This is a genomic window from Paenibacillus caseinilyticus (assembly GCF_027533645.1).
Classification (GTDB): Bacteria; Bacillota; Bacilli; order Paenibacillales; family NBRC-103111; genus Paenibacillus_G; species Paenibacillus_G caseinilyticus.
In genome coordinates this window covers 325650-341924 of record NZ_JAQAGY010000004.1, presented here as the reverse complement: position 1 = coordinate 341924, position 16275 = coordinate 325650, and the positions used below count along the sequence as shown (strand labels likewise).

Below are 16275 nucleotides of genomic sequence, written 5' to 3'. Positions count from 1 at the left end.
AAAGGAGATCAAGCTATGAGCAACCCATTTGAAAGTGCGGACGACACCTACGTCGTCCTGATGAATGAACTCGGCCAGTATTCCCTCTGGCCGTCCTTCGCCCTGGTGCCTGCAGGCTGGACGCAGGTATTCGGGCAAGCCTCCCGGGAAGCGTGCCTGAGCCATATCGAGACCCGCTGGACGGATATGCGCCCGCAGGCCGGGCCGGCGGAAGCTGCCGCATCGGCTCCGTCTGCCGGAGCTGGGGGATGAAGGCATCCGGCACGCTGACCCTCCGCCTCGTGTATGTGGCGGCCATGTTCCTAGTCGCCATGGATGCGACGATCGTCAATGTGGCGCTGCTCTCCATCGGGAGCGAGCTTCACGTGCCTTCGGCACAGACCGGCAGTATCAACATCGGCTATCTCACCGCGGTAGCCCTGTCCCTGCCGGTGGCCGGCTGGCTCGGCGACCGGTTCGGCGCGAAGAGGGTGCTGCTTAGCGCGATCACTCTCTTCACAGCGGCCTCGGTCTGCTGCGGGCTGGCCGCCAGCCTGGAGCAGCTGACCTTGTTCCGCATTATTCAAGGGGTCGGAGGCGGTCTCGTTGCTCCTGTGGGCATGGCCATGCTGTTCCGCGCGTTCCCTCCCCAGGAGCGGGCCAAGGTGTCCCGGTCGCTGATTCTGCCCATTGCGGCCGCTCCGGCGGTCGGGCCGGTGATCGGCGGACTGCTGGTCGAGGAGCTGTCCTGGCGATGGTGCTTCTACTTGAACCTACCTGTCGGCATGGCCGCCGTGCTCATCGGATGGCTGCTGCTCCAAGCGGAGCAGCAGCCACCCGCCGGGCGGCTCCACCTGCCGGGACTGCTGCTCAGCGGACCGGGCTTCGCGATGGTGATCTATGCGCTGACCGAAGGAGCATTCCAGGGCTGGACATCCCCTTCCATTGTGCTCACTGGTCTGGGAGGGCTCGCCATGCTGGCCGCGCTGGTCGTTACCCAGCTCCGCGCGAGCCAGCCGCTGCTGCAGCTCCGGCTGCTGGGAGACCGGCTGTTCCGCACGGCAGCACTTATCGGATTCTGCCTGTCGGCCGGACTGCTCGGGATGCTGTATGTGTTCCCGCTCATGTACCAGGATGTGTACGGCGCTTCGGCGCTGGCTTCGGGACTCACCACCTTCCCGGAGGCGCTCGGTTTGATGGCCGCTTCCCAGCTCATGCCCAGGTCTAACCGGCGTCTGGGCCCCCGCAAGCTGATGGTGAGCTCCTTATTAGGGGCTGTTATCCTCTTCTCGCTGATGTGTCTGGTCCGTTCGGACACCAGCCCTTGGCTGATCCGCGCGTTGATGTTCGGCGGCGGCTTCACGCTGGGGCACGCGGTCGGGGCCGTCCAGCTGCTCGCATTCGCGCGCATGCCAGCAGCCAGCATGGGCCAGGCCTCTACCTTATATCAGGTACAGAACCGTCTCGGTTCGGCCCTGGGCGTTGCCCTGCTTGGCAGCATCATGACGTATGCCGGCGCAGCGGATTCGGCGGCACCGTCCGCTTCTACCGGATTCGCCTACCAAGCGGCGCTGCTGGGAGCCGCCGGCTTCCTGCTTCTGGCGTGGTGCCTCGCGCTGACGATCCGCAGGGAAGATGAAGAGGCCGTCCGCCCGGCGTCCAAGCCTGCTAATCCGCCGGTACAAGCGGCTCATGCCAAGCAAACCATCAAGCAAACCATATAGAATAGAGAATTCATTGGGTTTCATTAGAAAGGGAGACACAGCATGAACAACAAATACATACATATCTTCGTATCGGCCATGACGGCATTCACCATGTTCACCTCCACTGCCCTGGCCGCCGATTCGGCTGCCGGACCGGCTGCACCGGTAAACGCCGGGAGCGGAGGCAGGACGTCTGCCGATTACAAAGATCTGGCGGATACCGATGCTGCCTTGAGAGCCAAGATCGACGCACTGCTGAAGGCCGGCGTGCTGGAAGGAACCGGGCCGGATACCTTCGGGATCGGGGAGAACCTGACCCGGGGGCAATTTGCCAAGGTGCTTGTCGGAATCTACGGCGTACCCGTCGACCACACCTTAACCGCTTCAAGCTTCAGCGATGTCCTGCCGGAAGATCCAGCGAATGGATGGGCGCTTCCCTACATTGAGGCAGCCAAGAAAGCAGGCCTCGTGAACGGCAAGTCCGACACCCTCTTCGATCCCGGTGCCCCGCTGACCCTAGGGGAGATTGCGGCAGCGCTGCTGAGAGGCATCGGCATAACGCCGGATATGCAGGGCACACCTTGGTACCAAGATGCCATCCGGCAGGCCGCAGGGCAGCGCCTTCTCCCTGAAGGGGCGGACGGGGCCAGGACGGCTACCCGGGCCGATCTGGTCGTCGGGGCTTATGGCGGCAGGCAGGCCTATGCCGCTGCGAAGGTGACGGAGCCGGTATCTGTCGCTTCCGTGAAGGCGATCGGAGTGAGGAAGGTCCAGGTCGACTTCGACCGGGAGGTTGATACAGAGAAAGCCACACTCACCTTGATCCAAGGTACCGCCGCTCTTGCCGCCGAAGCGAAGTTCGCAGAGGACAAGAAGTCCGCCGTACTGACATTGTCTGACGTCAATCTCCGATCCGGAGAATACAAGGTCACGCTGGGGGGGCTGGATGCCTCGTCCATCGGGACGAACTCCGGCACGTTCACCGCTGAAGACGAATCCGTTAAGACGCTGGAGTTCGTCCACACGGGCGATACGGTCGCCCAGTCCTCACACGTCACCGTGAAGCTCAAAGCGACCAACCAATATGATGAGCTTGCGACGATACCTGCAGGGAATTACAGCACTTATGGGGATATCGTCAAGCTTGCCAGAAGCGCCGACGGTTACCTGCTCGCAACGCTCGATTCCAGCGGTGCGGTGTCAGGTGCCGGCGTGGTGACAGCCTCGGTCGTGAACCAAGACAGCCGGGTGAGCGCAGACGCCTCATGGAAGGTCGGCACGAGCCCGTTCCTGACCAAGGTGGAGCTTGGGGCGGTACAGTATGGAGACGGCCGGGCCATTCAGACCGCGGGGGACCATGCCAAGTTCGGGCTCGCCTTCTACGATCAATACGGCAGCCAGATGGATTACGACGCGGTCACCGAGCTGGACGCCACGCCTGCGCTGCGGTGGAAAGACGATCTCGAGGGGCTGACCTATGAGATGGAGGAAGATGGGGACGGCCTTCCTATCCTGGATATTACGCTGACGCGGAATGTGGATAAGGGGGGCGAATTCCGCTTCACCTTCATGAATCAGGCGGCGGCTGCTGAAGGATCGGTGCTGATCAAGCCGGGCAAACTGGCAGCCAAGGTGGAGCTCGGAGAACCGGCGGATGTCATTGCGGCGGGCGACCTCGCAGCGTACATCCCTTTTACCGCCTACGATGCACAGGGACAGAAGCTGAGCACCGACGACATCTTGAGCACGGAGAACCTGAAGCAGATCCACATCAGCTCGAACGATTCCTCGGCAGCGATCGCTACGGCCGGCGAACATAGAGGGAAGATCAAGATCGGCTCGGTCCCTGCCCGAAAGAACGGCTCTGTAACCGTCAGTGTCTTGGTTGCTTCAGCGAACAGTACCAGCAGCGACTCGAAAACCTTCCAGGTTCAGCCTGCCCGGGTTCCGGACCGTATCAAAGAAGTCACTGCGCCGCTGAAGGGAATGGTTCCGGGTGCGACCACGGTATTCACCTATGTGGTGCTTGACCAGTACGGCAAGCAGCTCGACAGGCTGATTGGTGTGGATGACCAGGGCAATGCCGTGGCAAGCGGCGGCTCAACGTATCAGGTGCAGATGGCCGCCAAAACCTACGGCCCTGCTAGTTCTACACCGGATTCGGTCACCGGGGATTTGACATCGGCTGCTCCCGAGACTGCCGGCACCCCGCTATCCACGGAGCATCCGGTACTGGTGATCGGGGATAAGGAAGCGGCGCTTGGCAACCGGGCGCTGATTGGCGGCGAACCGACCGTGCTGACGAACCTGAGAAACCAGATCAATAACAAGAAATTCCGGTTTGCCGCTCTGAACCATACAGGGGCTGTCGATTACCGGATGGAACTTGAGATCACCATCTTAAAAGATCAGGCGGAGGTCAGCACGTTAAAAAGATCAATTAACGTCATGGATCCTTCGACGGCCAATCTGACGTACTCCCTGAACAGCATCCCTGCGCTTAGGAATACGATAGACAGCGGGTCCGTATTCGACAGTGTGTACAATTCCGTTACAGACGCTACCTATACCTTCACCAAGGACAGCCAGCTTCGGGCTGACAGCAAGTTCGGGCGTGGGGTAGCCTACACGGCCAAGAATGCGGCAGGGGATGCGATCGCCATGCGGCCGAAGCAGATCGTGTCCGTCGCTTCATCCGACCAGAACGTCGTTAATACCTTTGCGAACGGTGCCGGTTCGGGTTATGTGATCGGCAACAAGGCGGGCACGGCCAAGGTATCGGTCAGCTTCATAGCAGCCGACGGGTCCACGAAGTCGCTGTCCACGACCGTGACCGTCAAGGCCGATCCGCTGCGCATCGACAAGCTGACCTGGGACGATAGGGAATACAACGAAGGATTCAGCTTTAACGCCTTCACCGGATTGAATATGACGGACAATTACGGCATTCTGTACGAGAACGCGGAGGCTCAGAAATATAATCCGGTCCTCGGGGCCGCATTCTCCATCTCGGGCATCAGCGATGACAGCCATTCGATCCTCATCGATGCCTATGGCAATGTGAGAATAACCGGCCCGGGCCCGGTATCCTTTGATTTGACCGTCACTTCCGCAGCGGGAGTATCGGCGACGGTAACGATCTATGCCTCCCCGGAGACGACAGTTCGAACGGCTCGTTAACTTAATTGGATTCTTGCTGGTTAGGGTGCGTTAAACCAACGAGTGCGAACTGAATCAAGTGTGTGGGATTGCGTTTGCCATAGCATGGCTAAAAAGATGCTTGCACAAAGAAAGAAATGACGGTGATCTATGCGAAACAAGGAGCATCTGCCAGGCTGGCAGCGTGCTCCTTGTTTTATTGTGTAAGCTCATTTATAGATTTCTATCGAGCAATATGCCTGCCTGCTCTGCGATAACACGAGACGGTAAAGGCATCTCGTTTGCGAACCACCATTCCGTATTTTTGTCTTAATACATTAAATAAGCCGGAATGGTTGGAATCGGTAGCGGATGAGTACTCCAATAATATAAAATAAATGGAGCGGCAGCCTACATGGCTGCCTTTTCTAAGAAGAAGTGCTTGCCGAGCAAGATGAGGAAGGGAGTTCGTGATGTTGATGAATCCGCATCCGGTATTTGGAGGGAATCCAAGTAACGAACAAAAACAACAGTACACCAAATTCGAAAATTACGTGAATGGGAAGTTTGTCAATCGACAGCCAGCCATGTTGAAAATGGGAGCACGTGATTACTTCTCTATGTTTAAGGACTCTATATCGGGCGGAAAGGACCGAAAACCCGTCGGTCCATTACCTGTTTCAGTAATAGATTGGAACAAAATAAACAGCGAAGAAAACAGTTTAACCTGGTTTGGACACTCCGCCTTTTTACTCCATATCGATCAGAAGAAGATTCTTGTAGATCCGATGCTTGGACCGATTGCTTCGCCCGTATCATTCGCAGGAAGCAAGCGTTACAGTGGGAGCATGCTGCACACAATCGATGAAATGCCTCCAATCGATGCGGTCCTCATTACACATGACCATTACGATCACTTAGACTATCGATCGATAAAAAAACTGAAAGATAGGGTCGGTCATTTCTTTGTTCCATGCGGAGTAAGCGCTCATTTGATCCGGTGGGGAGTTGCTAAAGGAAAAATTACGGAACTCAATTGGTGGGAAGAAACCAAGTTTCAGGGGCTGACCTTCGCCTTCACTCCTTCCAGACATTTTTCGGGCAGAGGGCTCATGAATAGAGACACGACGTTATGGGGCGGGTGGGTGATTCTCGGGGAACAAACCCGGTTCTATACCAGCGGGGATGGTGGTTACGATGTGCATTTCAAGGAGATTGGTAAGAAATATGGACCCTTCGACATCACATTGATGGAAGGAGGCCAATATGATCAGCGTTGGCCTTGGGTTCATATGACACCCGAAGAAGCTGTACAAGCGCACTTGGATGTACAAGGCAGGAAAATGATGTTAATCCATTGGGGAGCCTTCACCCTTGCTTTTCATGGTTGGACAGAACCGATAGAACGAGCATTACAAAAGGCAGCTGAAGCGAAAGTGAATCTTATAGCCCCTCGTATCGGAGAGACCATTCCCATTAGGGGGCAATGGTCTGCTGCTTCATCTTGGTGGAAAATATAACTTGTTGCTAGACCAAAAGAGCCGCAGATTTCTCCGCAGCTCCTACAGTTGGCTATAAATTATTGTCCGGCAGTATTGCTTGCCCAAACAGGATACCAACCTCTACTAGGGTCCTTCGTACCTCCATAATTTCACGGGGCATGTATTGCATGATTTATTTTATTCCCAGACCCCATACTATAGTTGGCAGGAATTTGGCATATCCCATAGAGCGGCTAGGTACATCTTGCTCTCTGTAACGCGTTTCATACATTATACTCATCCTCTGAACGCGATTATCCATTCCAGGAGGGAACAATTGATGATCCATCGTCATGTGCGATCTTTTCCCCCGGCATTCCTCTGGGGCTCCGCATCGGCTGCCTACCAAATCGAAGGCGCTTGGGACGAAGACGGCAAGGGGCCGTCGGTCTGGGATGTATTCACCAAAATAGAAGGAAAAACTTATCAGGGAAGCAACGGCGATGTCGCCATGGACCATTATCACCGGTACCGGGAAGATGTCGCCCTCATGGCGGAGATGGGCCTCAAAGCGTACCGCTTCTCGGTGAGCTGGCCGCGGATCTATCCCTCCGGTTCTGGCGAAGTGAATGAAGCGGGACTGCTCTTCTATGACAACCTGATCAACGAACTCCTGGCCCACGGCACTGGTCGTTCACCGATGTACTCAGCTGGTTGAACGGATACCAGAAGCGCTATGGCTTCGTCTACATTGACCGGGACGAAACGGATGCAAGGTCGCTGCGCCGGATCAAGAAGGACAGCTTCCACTGGTACCGGGAGGTCATCCGGTCCGGCGGCAGAAGCTTGTCTACTTAACCGCCTGTCAGAATAGGAGCCGTCCATGGCGAACATCAGAGAAATTGCCAAAGCTGCACAAGTATCCGCTGCCACGGTATCCCGGCAGGCGGAACAGCGAGAGCAGCCGCCGAAGGTACGAGGCCTATGCGGACGCGCTGCGTGAGGCGGGGCAGCCGCCGCTGCTTTTTGAGATTGACATCCTTCCCGCCCATCCCTATAATTCCTGTATTTCATTTCATAGAGGAGGGTAGGGCGAGTGGAGAAACGTTGGGAGAAGATGAATCCCATCTATGCCATGCAATTGGCAACCATTTTTTTGGGCTTCATTGTGTTTGGCTTTTCGGAGAATATCAAAGGACCCGCCATACCGCGAATTCAATTCGATTTTGGGTTGGATGAATCGCAGCTCGGCACGCTCTTGGCGCTCAATGCGCTGGGCTATCTCATAGCTTGTTCATTCACGGCTTTGCTGACACGCAGATGGGGCATCAAACTCGTAACTATTTCGGCCTTTGGCGTTATGGTTCTTTCGGGGCTGCTTATTTATCTTTCCCGCAGTTATCCGATGTTTTCGGCGTCTTATTTTCTAATGTACATCGGCAATGGGATGCTTGAGATTGCACTCGCTATTCTCGGAGCCCGAATCTTCATCAAAAATACGGGGCTGATAATGAATCTGACCCATGGCTTCTATGGACTGAGCTCCACTGTCGCTCCGTTGATTGCAACGGGGCTTATGAAGGTTAGCCTGTTCGGTCATGTACTCGATTGGCGCGGGATGTACCTCGTTATGCTTTCCTTGTCCCTTCTTCCGATTCTGTTTGCCTTGCGCAGCTCGTTCCCTGGCGATGAGCTCCCGCAGGAGGAGCGGATTCCACTGAAGAGCCTGATGCGGGACCCCGCCTTATGGCTTATGGTGCTGGTCCTTTCCTTTGGCGTCGTATCGGAGCTGGCTGTGGGCGGTTGGCTGGTTAATTTTCTGGAGAAGGCGTATGCGTGGAATACCGTGACAGCTTCCTCCATGCTGTCTGCCTTTTTTTTCTGTTTTACACTCGCAAGACTTCTGTTAGGACCGGTTACAGATAAGATCGGCTTCACCTTGTCGCTTATTCTATTCTCCGGATTTTCTGCCCTCTGCACGTTTGCGGGAATCTGGGGCGGAGACAAAGCAGCCTTCCTGCTGGCCGCCTCGGGAATCGGGATTGCCATGATTTATCCGACGGTAATGGCTTTCATTGCCAGACGGTATCCGGGCGGCAGCGATACCGCCATTACGTTTACGGTTACGCTCATGGGGGTGGGCAGCGTCCTAGGCAACTATGCTATTGGGGGCGTCATTGAAGCGGTTGAACATCTGTACGGAGCCGGCACCCCAACCGGGTTGATTCGTGGTCTTCAGGCCGGCTACGGGTTTATCGGATTGTGCGCAGCTGTATGCTCTCTATGCGGCTTAATCTTGTACCGCTATTTAACAAACCGCAAGGAACTCATCTAGGGGGAATCCGGTGTCCGAACGGAGTTGAGGTCTGCGGCTTCCTTACATGACGGCGAAGCCGTATATCTTAGTGTTGTGGTATCAAGTGGTTGCCTCTCAAAGCAATGTACCGGGCATCCGATAAATACTCTTAGAAACCATGAAGTCGATGGTGTCCGCATGCAGGTCGGGATTACCTGAACTTCTCATGGATGAAGGAGCATGAAACGATGTTACGGATCACGAATATCACGCCAAGCAAGCTTCGGACCACCCTTGTCCTGCTGATCTTGAGCCTGGGGGCAGACTGGTTTTCTATCCCAATGCTGTATGGACTCCACTATCATTTCTCATCGGTCTTCCTTATCCTTGCACTCTTCCTGCTAGGCGGTCCTGCGGCCATCCTGCTATCGTTGTTCGTGGCTTGGAGTAATTATTTCCTCCTGGAGATGCCGCTATTCAACGCGGGGATCGTCATCTTGGAAGTTGTTTGTCTGGCGGGGCTTGTCCGCATGCGGCAGAAGTCGGTGTTTCTGTGTGACCTGCTATTCTGGTTCGTGGCAGGCGTCGGTACGCTGATCGGATGGTATGGATATTCCGCAGCCGCCTACCCGGGCGATATTATGCTCCACATCTTGGGGTACAGCGTGAATGGAGCAGGGAATGCGCTGGCCGCTGAGATGATGCTGACTTATCTGCCCATTCTGCCCATGTCGCTCTTCAAAGAGCAGTACAAGCCGATCACGCTGCAGCAAATTTTGATCCACCTGGCCATCAGCGGCCTGGTGTTCCCCTTCATTGGTTTTATGATCGTAACCGGAATATCGCAGAACCACATGATCAATCTGCGCGCGCACCAAATCGCCGAATCCACTTCCAATTCGATTAAAGAACAGCTGAACCACTGGGGACCAGCGGAGTATAGGGCCCTTGAGCTGCAGGATGTGATCCAGCTCGGCAAGCTGAGCGCGATGGTCGACAAAAGCGTGTACCCGTCAGCCCGCCTTGTGGTGACGGATCGGAACGGAAACACGCTGGCGGACAGCTCCAGAGCTGCCGAGACGGTGTGGGATTGGCGCCCCGGAGGCACCATCTATCAATATCAGGATTCCATGTATCTGTGGCTTCCAGCCCAAAGGCCATTCATTGAGCCTTCCGCCTGGCGTGAAGCGTTCTACTTGTATGAGTCAACGATGGAAGAGAAGGCTGGCATTCGGATCAGCGTGAAGCTGCCGGTTTCGCTTTTGCTTGCGGACGTAGAGGGAATCTACATCCTGGATTTTGTCCTCATTCTGGCATATATCCTGCTTGTTCTCAGTACGGCCACCTGCATCAGCCGGTTTATTGTGCACTTCCTGGTGAGATTAACTCATGAAACCACGGGGCTGCCGGACAAAATCACCGCTCATTTCGAAATCTCCGTCCAGAACAGCCATGTTATTGAGTTCGATAAGCTGCACGAGAATTTCCGTCAGATGGCCCTGAAGCTCAAGGCCATGTTCGCTGAGGCGATTCACATGAATACCGTATTGAAGGAGCAGGCCGATCTCATCAAACAGTCCGAGATCCAGTTCCAGAAGCTCGCCTTCACGGACGCTTTGACGAAGATTCCGAACCGGCATTATTTTCACTCTCATCTGCGGGAAGTGCTGGAGGAACCGGGTGCTTGCGGCGCTCTTCTGTTCATGGATTTGAATCAGTTCAAACGCATTAATGACACATACGGCCATGAAGCGGGAGATGCGCTGCTGCAGCACGCCGCCCATCTCCTGACCCAAGCGGCCGGCCGCGGTACGGTCTGCCGGCTTGGGGGGGACGAATTTGTACTCATTCTTCCAGCGGCCGGCCTTGAAGAGATCCAAAGAACCGCCGAGGATATTCTCGTACGCTTCAACGAACCTCTGAGCTACCAAGGCTTGGTTCTGCAGCCGAACACCAGTATTGGGATTGCCCGTTACCCGGCAGATGCCGACCGCCCCGAAGAGCTGCTGAACTTGGCCGACCAGGCCATGTATGGGGCCAAGCAGCGGGGAAGTGGAGTAGAGTGGTACCGGGATCCGGGCAAGGAGGGGGAGGAAGAACATGAATAAGCTGTTCCAATGGATATCGCTCCTGCTGGTCCCGGTTGTGACCACCGCCTGCCACCAGCATGTTACCGATATGAAGCGGGTACCGCCTCAAGCGTCCGTGCCCGTACAGCAGGCAAACCCGGATTCCTCCGAGGAATTGGTCGTCTGGTCATTCTATGATACAACTGAAAACGACAAACACTTTGCTTCGGTTCATCCGGACATTAAAGTAAAGTCCGAGCTGCATACGTATGAAGAGATCGCCGATGCCCTCATCGAGTCCGTGATCACGGGGGAGGCGCCCGACGTAGTCATTCTGGACAGCGCCCATACGGGAAAGATCAACGGGATCGATATCCTGGACAACCTTCGCGAGGCGCCCTACCAGGCCAAAGAATACGAAGCGCGGATTCCCGAAGGGATGCTGCCCATGTACTCGAACTTGGCAATGGACAAGCTCATTACGCTTCCCATGGAATTGCCAAGCGCAGTCACCTATTACCGTGCCGATCTTCTGGAGGCGAACGGCTTCCCCTCCGAACCGGAAGCCCTTGCCGCTTACATGAGCAATCCGCAGATGTGGGTCGATATGGCCATGAAACTCAAAGAGAGCAACATCTTCCTGTTTCAGTATTACTCGGATCCCTTCGAAACGGCAGCGCTGTCTGCAAGCATGTTGGACCGGGAGATGAAATTTGCCCGCGGAAGCCAAGCGTTCGTGGATGCCTTCTTCGTTTCCCGCGAAGTCCGCAGGCATGGTCTGGCTCTCCGAAGCTCGATATGGGATACCTCCGGCCAACAAGCCCTGCGAAGCGGACAGCTCGCGATGCTGTACGGAGGAACGTACTTGACCCAGCAGCTGAAGAGCTGGGCTCCGGAGCTGGCCGGACGCTGGCGGACTGCGCGGCTGCCGCTGAACCTCTACGGCTACAGGGACGGAGCCATGATTGCGGTAACGAAGCAAAGCCAACATAAGGCGGAAGCTTGGAAGTATATCGAGCAAAGCACGGCTCTGCTGCAGCCGGATGACCAGCCGGGCACGGAAGCGTATCTGGGGGGCCAGGATGTTAAGGCCTTGGTGCGGGACCTCGCACCGCACAATAAGGGGATCTTTCCAACCCCCATGGACGCCAGGCTTAAGGAGCTCTGGGACAAGAAAAGCGTGGGGATCGTGGAGTCCGAGAGGCCTATATCCGAGCAGTTGCAAGATTTGGGGCAGCAGACGGAGCAGATCACATCGGAGGACCGGAAGATGATAAGCGACTATCTGAGCCAGCCCTAACCCGGCCACGGCAGGGCTCCTTGAAGGACAAGAACATGCCCTCCCGTTAGCGCATAAGATAACCCGTTCAGCGCAGAAGCGTTCGCTCGCATTCGTCCCGAACTTCCTTGATTAAGCTATGCTGCACTAAAAAGGTAACAGCCTGAATATCGGCCGCAATATTTTGCGAATCCCAAAAGCAAATACAGTCATTGCGGTCCATGAGCTGCGCTTATTCTGGATGTATTGATCGTTGATGATATAAGTCCGGGTGGAAGTAGGGCTCTTCAGACCGAGCGCTTCCCACTTTGCCGGATCATCCGAACCTCCAAGCCGTGCAAGCATATGTTCCGACTCGCTATTGATTTTAGCCGGAATTTGCTCGTATGCTTGGGTGATTAGGGTATGAAATTCGTCGATCGGATTGGCGCTGGCCAGGCTCTCCAAGTGGATGCCTTCGCGAATGTAAGAAACGTAGGCCAGATGGTCAGCCCAGAACTCGTCGATATAAAAAAGCCGTACCCGCTGCTCCGAAGGGCTCATCGGCTTCTCGCCTTTCAATATTCCGAGTCTCTCCGCGTATACAATTCGTCTCTGATCCTCCACCATATCCGAATAACGGTTCAATTCTTGGCATATATCGTAGTTTTGGCCCATAATCACACGCTGAATATGCGCGATATGGCTGCGGAGCACCGGGTCTTCGAGAGCGTCGTCCTGCCTGGAAGCGCGAATCGTTTTATGGATGCCGAACCGAAGCAGCAGCTCGTCCTCCAAGCTTATGAAAAATACGGAAGCTCCCGGGTCGCCTTGGCGGCCGGAACGCCCGCGCAGCTGGTCGTCGATCCGAACGCTTTCATTCACATGCGTACCGATCACGTACAACCCGCCCAGCTTGGCGACAATTTCGGCTTGCGCGGGGCTGCCGCCGCCGAGCCGAATGTCGACGCCGCGTCCCGCCATATTCGTAGACACCGTCACGGCGCCGATTTCTCCCGCTTTTGCGATGATATCGGCTTCTTCTGCGTCGTTTTTCGCATTCAGCACATGGCAGGCTACGCCGGCAGACGCTAGCGCTTCCGCCAGCATGTCAGACTCCTCGACGCTTGACGTACCTATGAGTATGGGACGTCCCGTCGCATGGACGGAGGAGATTTCGTGTACAAGCGCCTTAAGCTTGGCTTCTTTATGGGTATAAATCCGGTGCGGATGGTCGATCCGTAGGTTTGGCCGGTTCGGCGGAATTTGCACGACCTGCAGCGCATAAATCTCTTTGAATTCCATGGCGGAAGCGTGCGCCGTAGCCGTCATTCCGCTAATCTTCGGATACAGGCTAATGAAGTGTTGGAGGGTAATCATCCCGAGAATTCTCCCGCCGGCTTTCGGCTGCAGTCCTTCTTTGGCCGCAAGCGCGGCTTGCAGCCCGTCCGGCAAATACCTGTTCTCCGCCACGCGTCCGGTATATTCTTCGATCAGCTCGATGTTACCGTCCCGGACGATGTAATCGACGTCTTTCTTTAATAACGATTCCACATGCAGCGCGCAATTCAATGACGTTAACAAATGACTGTTATGGCTATCGTACAAATTGCCGCATCCCAGCAGTGCCTCCGCTTTCGCTGAGCCAGCTTCATTCAAGTACACGTTCCGCTGGAACTCATCGAAGTCGTAATGTTCATCTTGCTTAAGCTGCCGAGCTACTTGTGCGAAACGAATGCGATCGTCGCTGGAAGAGCCCGACTCGCCGGTGATAACCAGCGGCAGCCGCGCTTCGTCGAGAAGCAGCGAATCCGCTTCGTCGACGATGACGTAGTGGAAAGGACGATGCACGGTATCGGCTTCGGTTAGGGCGATCGTGTCGCGCAGATAATCGAATCCCGCCTCTTTAGCCGTAACATAGGTTATATCTGCCGCGTATGCTTCCCGTTTCTCGAACAGACTCATGCCCGCTTGAACCGAGTTGACGGTTAACCCAAGGAAACGATAGATCGGACCCATCCACTCCGCATCCCGACTTGCCAAATAATCGTTAAAAGTCAGCACATGAACGCCTTCGCCGGTCAGCGCATTAAGATAAGCAGGCATAACAGCAGAGAGCGTTTTTCCTTCACCGGTACGCTGCTCGATCACAAATCTCTCGTGCAGGGCGATGGCAGCCATGATCTGGACATCGTAAGGCTGTAATCCGAGCTTTCTCTTCGCTGCCTCGCAGACTAATGCATAAGCATCAACAAGCAGCTCATCCAAAGGCATACCCGTTTTTGCTTCTTTTTGCAGCCGGAGGGATTCCGTCTGAAGCTGCCCATCGTCCCACGCTTCCAAATTCCGTCTCCTGATCAGCTCCACTTTGTCCTGATAGACTCTCAGCTTATTCCGGGTATCGCGGTCTTTGAATTTTTGCATGAGCTTGACGGCTAAATTCATCGGAACTTGATACCTCCTCGGTAGAACTTCGCGATTCAATTGTGGCTAAAGTATAATCAAAGTCTATAAAAATAGCAATATTTGGAACGTTACATACTCGCTTCGCTTCTCTTACGGCACTCGTTGCCGTTAACCGTATCCCCGTCTGAGACACGGCATTTTTTTGCTCTATTTTTATGGGTTATGTGACAAGGACAAGCACCGGCGGCCGGCGAATTAGTACATCACAGCGAGGGAAGTCCAGATGGAGGAACGAAAAAATCATTCGAGAGTGGGTTCGAAAATGAATACCAATTTGTTGCTTGCAGAAACCAGGGTTGGGATGAGCTGGACAAACAAACCGGAGCAGTGGAACTTTACCGAAGGGGGAGGGTTGATGATCGAAGCCCCGCCTGCAGCGGATTTTTTTCAGGATCCGGCCGGAAAGCACATCGTAAGCTCTGCGCCGTTCTTCCATCTCCCAGTTGATGAGTCGTTCGAGCTGACTACACGGCTGCGAGTGGAGATGCGGACAATCTACGATTCCGGATGCTTGATGCTCATGTCGGATGACCGCAACTGGGCCAAGCTCTGCTTCGAGTATAACGGGCAGTACCCCACGATCGTGTCGGTCGTGACACGGGACGGTTCTTCGGATGATTGCAATTCAGAGCGGGTGACGGCCGAGAATCCGTATCTGCGGATCACCAAATCCCAAGACTGCATTTCGTTCTTTTATTCTCCGGACGGAGGAGATTGGAAGCTGATCCGGTATTTCGGCATGACATTCCCCTCTGCCGTTGTGGCAGGCGTAGTGGCCCAATCTCCGAAGGGAGAAGGCTGCCGAGTTCATTATGATGAGCTGTTCCTGTCTCGGCCCGAAGCGGACAGCCGATTCTAGAATGAAGACCATTATAGATTTCCAGGGAGCGAAACGAGGAGCAGTGCGCCGCGGCGCTGCTTCTTGTTGATACAATCAAGGCCAGCGTCATTGCAGCTGCTAAGGAGCGCATCCATGAACAACAAAAAACAAGTATTGTTAGACACGGCTCTTACTCTATTCATCGAACACGGCTTCGCCAACACGACGATTCAGATGATTCTGGATGCGTCGGGGGTATCCAAAGGGACATTCTATAAATTTTTCGATTCCAAAAACGAGCTGATCGTCGCTATTTTCGAGCACCTCCAGCAGGAGGATTTACTGCTTCGAAAAAGCTTGGAAAGCCTTCACTATGCGTCCGATTTGGACCTGTTGGTGGATCAGATTGCCATCCCCATGTCGCTCCCGGAAAAGCAGCGGGTGTCGGAATTGTTCTGGAGAGGCTTCTATTCCGGGGAATTTGATTTGGCCAACCTGGCCGGTATGCAGCTCAAGTGGTTATCCGAACGGCTGGTTCAGCTGTATGGGGAAGAGACCAGGCCGTATGCCTATGAGGGGTCAATCTTATGTCTCGGGATGCTGCATCAGATAGGCAATACATGGCGAAACTTTCGGCGTCAACAGCCGGTGTGGAAAGAGGTGGTTCCCCGGGTCTTAACTTATGTGGAAGTGCTGCTGCGTACGATGCAGGACAGGGGGGAGCATCTGATTGATATTCAGACCTTGTCTCTGATCAGCTCCCAGGAGAACAAGAAGATCCAGGACAAGACTGAGCTGATAGAAGATTTGCAGGAGCTCGAGAGATCCATCCGGAAATCCACAGAAACAGCGAGAACAAAGGAAATGACCCAGGGTCTCCTTTCCATACTGAAGCAAGAGGAGACTAATATCTCGCTGCTGGAAGTGGTCTTACGGGCGTTTCAGACGGAATTGGAACACAGCGCATTCCGCTTGGAGGCAAGAAGGATTGCGAAAGCGTGTTGGTGGTATATGGAGCACAGCAAGCAGGAATAGTCCGGCGGCCGGCAGCGATGCGGGCTT

At 54.9% G+C, this 16275-nt stretch carries 11 protein-coding genes and 1 pseudogene; 11 read left to right on the top strand and 1 reads right to left on the bottom strand.

Annotation, left to right across the window (positions count from 1 at the left end; all coding sequences use genetic code 11):
- Window positions 1-15 precede the first annotated feature (15 nt).
- The 9 genes and pseudogenes from O9H32_RS08825 to O9H32_RS08785 all read left to right on the top strand — a co-directional run bounded on the left by O9H32_RS08825 (window position 16) and on the right by O9H32_RS08785 (window position 11969).
- The gene (locus tag O9H32_RS08825; RefSeq protein WP_269865626.1) at window positions 16-252 is read left to right on the top strand and encodes an MbtH family protein; all 237 of its coding nucleotides are present in this window, start codon (window positions 16-18) and stop codon (window positions 250-252) included.
- The gene (locus O9H32_RS08820) at window positions 249-1703 is read left to right on the top strand and encodes a DHA2 family efflux MFS transporter permease subunit (protein ID WP_269865625.1); all 1455 of its coding nucleotides are present in this window, start codon (window positions 249-251) and stop codon (window positions 1701-1703) included. Before O9H32_RS08825 ends, O9H32_RS08820 begins: the two co-directional genes overlap by 4 nt.
- Before the next feature lie 42 nt (window positions 1704-1745).
- Window positions 1746-4865 carry an S-layer homology domain-containing protein gene (locus O9H32_RS08815; protein WP_269865624.1) on the top strand — a complete coding sequence of 1040 codons (3120 nt, stop codon included), beginning with the start codon at window positions 1746-1748 and terminating at the stop codon, window positions 4863-4865.
- Between the two features lie 431 nt (window positions 4866-5296).
- Window positions 5297-6343 (top strand): MBL fold metallo-hydrolase, encoded by a 1047-nt coding sequence (locus O9H32_RS08810; protein ID WP_269865704.1) that lies wholly within the window; start codon window positions 5297-5299, stop codon window positions 6341-6343.
- Between the two features lie 301 nt (window positions 6344-6644).
- Window positions 6645-6986: pseudogene (locus O9H32_RS08805) on the top strand (family 1 glycosylhydrolase); the annotation flags it as partial.
- Between the two features lie 32 nt (window positions 6987-7018).
- Window positions 7019-7162, top strand: coding sequence for a family 1 glycosylhydrolase (locus O9H32_RS08800; protein WP_269865623.1), 144 nt, complete (start codon window positions 7019-7021; stop codon window positions 7160-7162).
- A 259-nt stretch (window positions 7163-7421) separates the two neighbouring features.
- A complete protein-coding gene (locus O9H32_RS08795; protein ID WP_269865701.1) occupies window positions 7422-8639 on the top strand; it encodes an MFS transporter in 1218 nt (405 codons plus the stop codon).
- 209 nt (window positions 8640-8848) lie between these two features.
- Entirely contained in the window at window positions 8849-10708 is a 1860-nt protein-coding gene (locus O9H32_RS08790; RefSeq protein WP_269865622.1) for a diguanylate cyclase domain-containing protein, read from the top strand.
- On the top strand, window positions 10701-11969 hold the full coding sequence (locus tag O9H32_RS08785; protein WP_269865621.1) for an ABC transporter substrate-binding protein: 1269 nt from the start codon (window positions 10701-10703) through the stop codon (window positions 11967-11969). The genes O9H32_RS08790 and O9H32_RS08785 overlap by 8 nt, the downstream gene beginning before the upstream one ends.
- Window positions 11970-12095: 126 nt before the next feature.
- Here O9H32_RS08785 and O9H32_RS08780 read toward each other — a convergent pair whose 3' ends face one another.
- Window positions 12096-14372 carry a preprotein translocase subunit SecA gene (locus O9H32_RS08780; protein ID WP_269865620.1) on the bottom strand — a complete coding sequence of 759 codons (2277 nt, stop codon included), beginning with the start codon at window positions 14370-14372 and terminating at the stop codon, window positions 12096-12098.
- A gap of 283 nt (window positions 14373-14655) precedes the next feature.
- Here O9H32_RS08780 and O9H32_RS08775 point away from each other — a divergent pair, with 283 nt between their 5' ends.
- On the top strand, window positions 14656-15252 hold the full coding sequence (locus tag O9H32_RS08775; protein WP_269865619.1) for a DUF1349 domain-containing protein: 597 nt from the start codon (window positions 14656-14658) through the stop codon (window positions 15250-15252).
- A 114-nt stretch (window positions 15253-15366) separates the two neighbouring features.
- Window positions 15367-16248 carry a TetR/AcrR family transcriptional regulator gene (locus O9H32_RS08770; protein ID WP_269865618.1) on the top strand — a complete coding sequence of 294 codons (882 nt, stop codon included), beginning with the start codon at window positions 15367-15369 and terminating at the stop codon, window positions 16246-16248.
- Window positions 16249-16275: the final 27 nt, after the last annotated feature.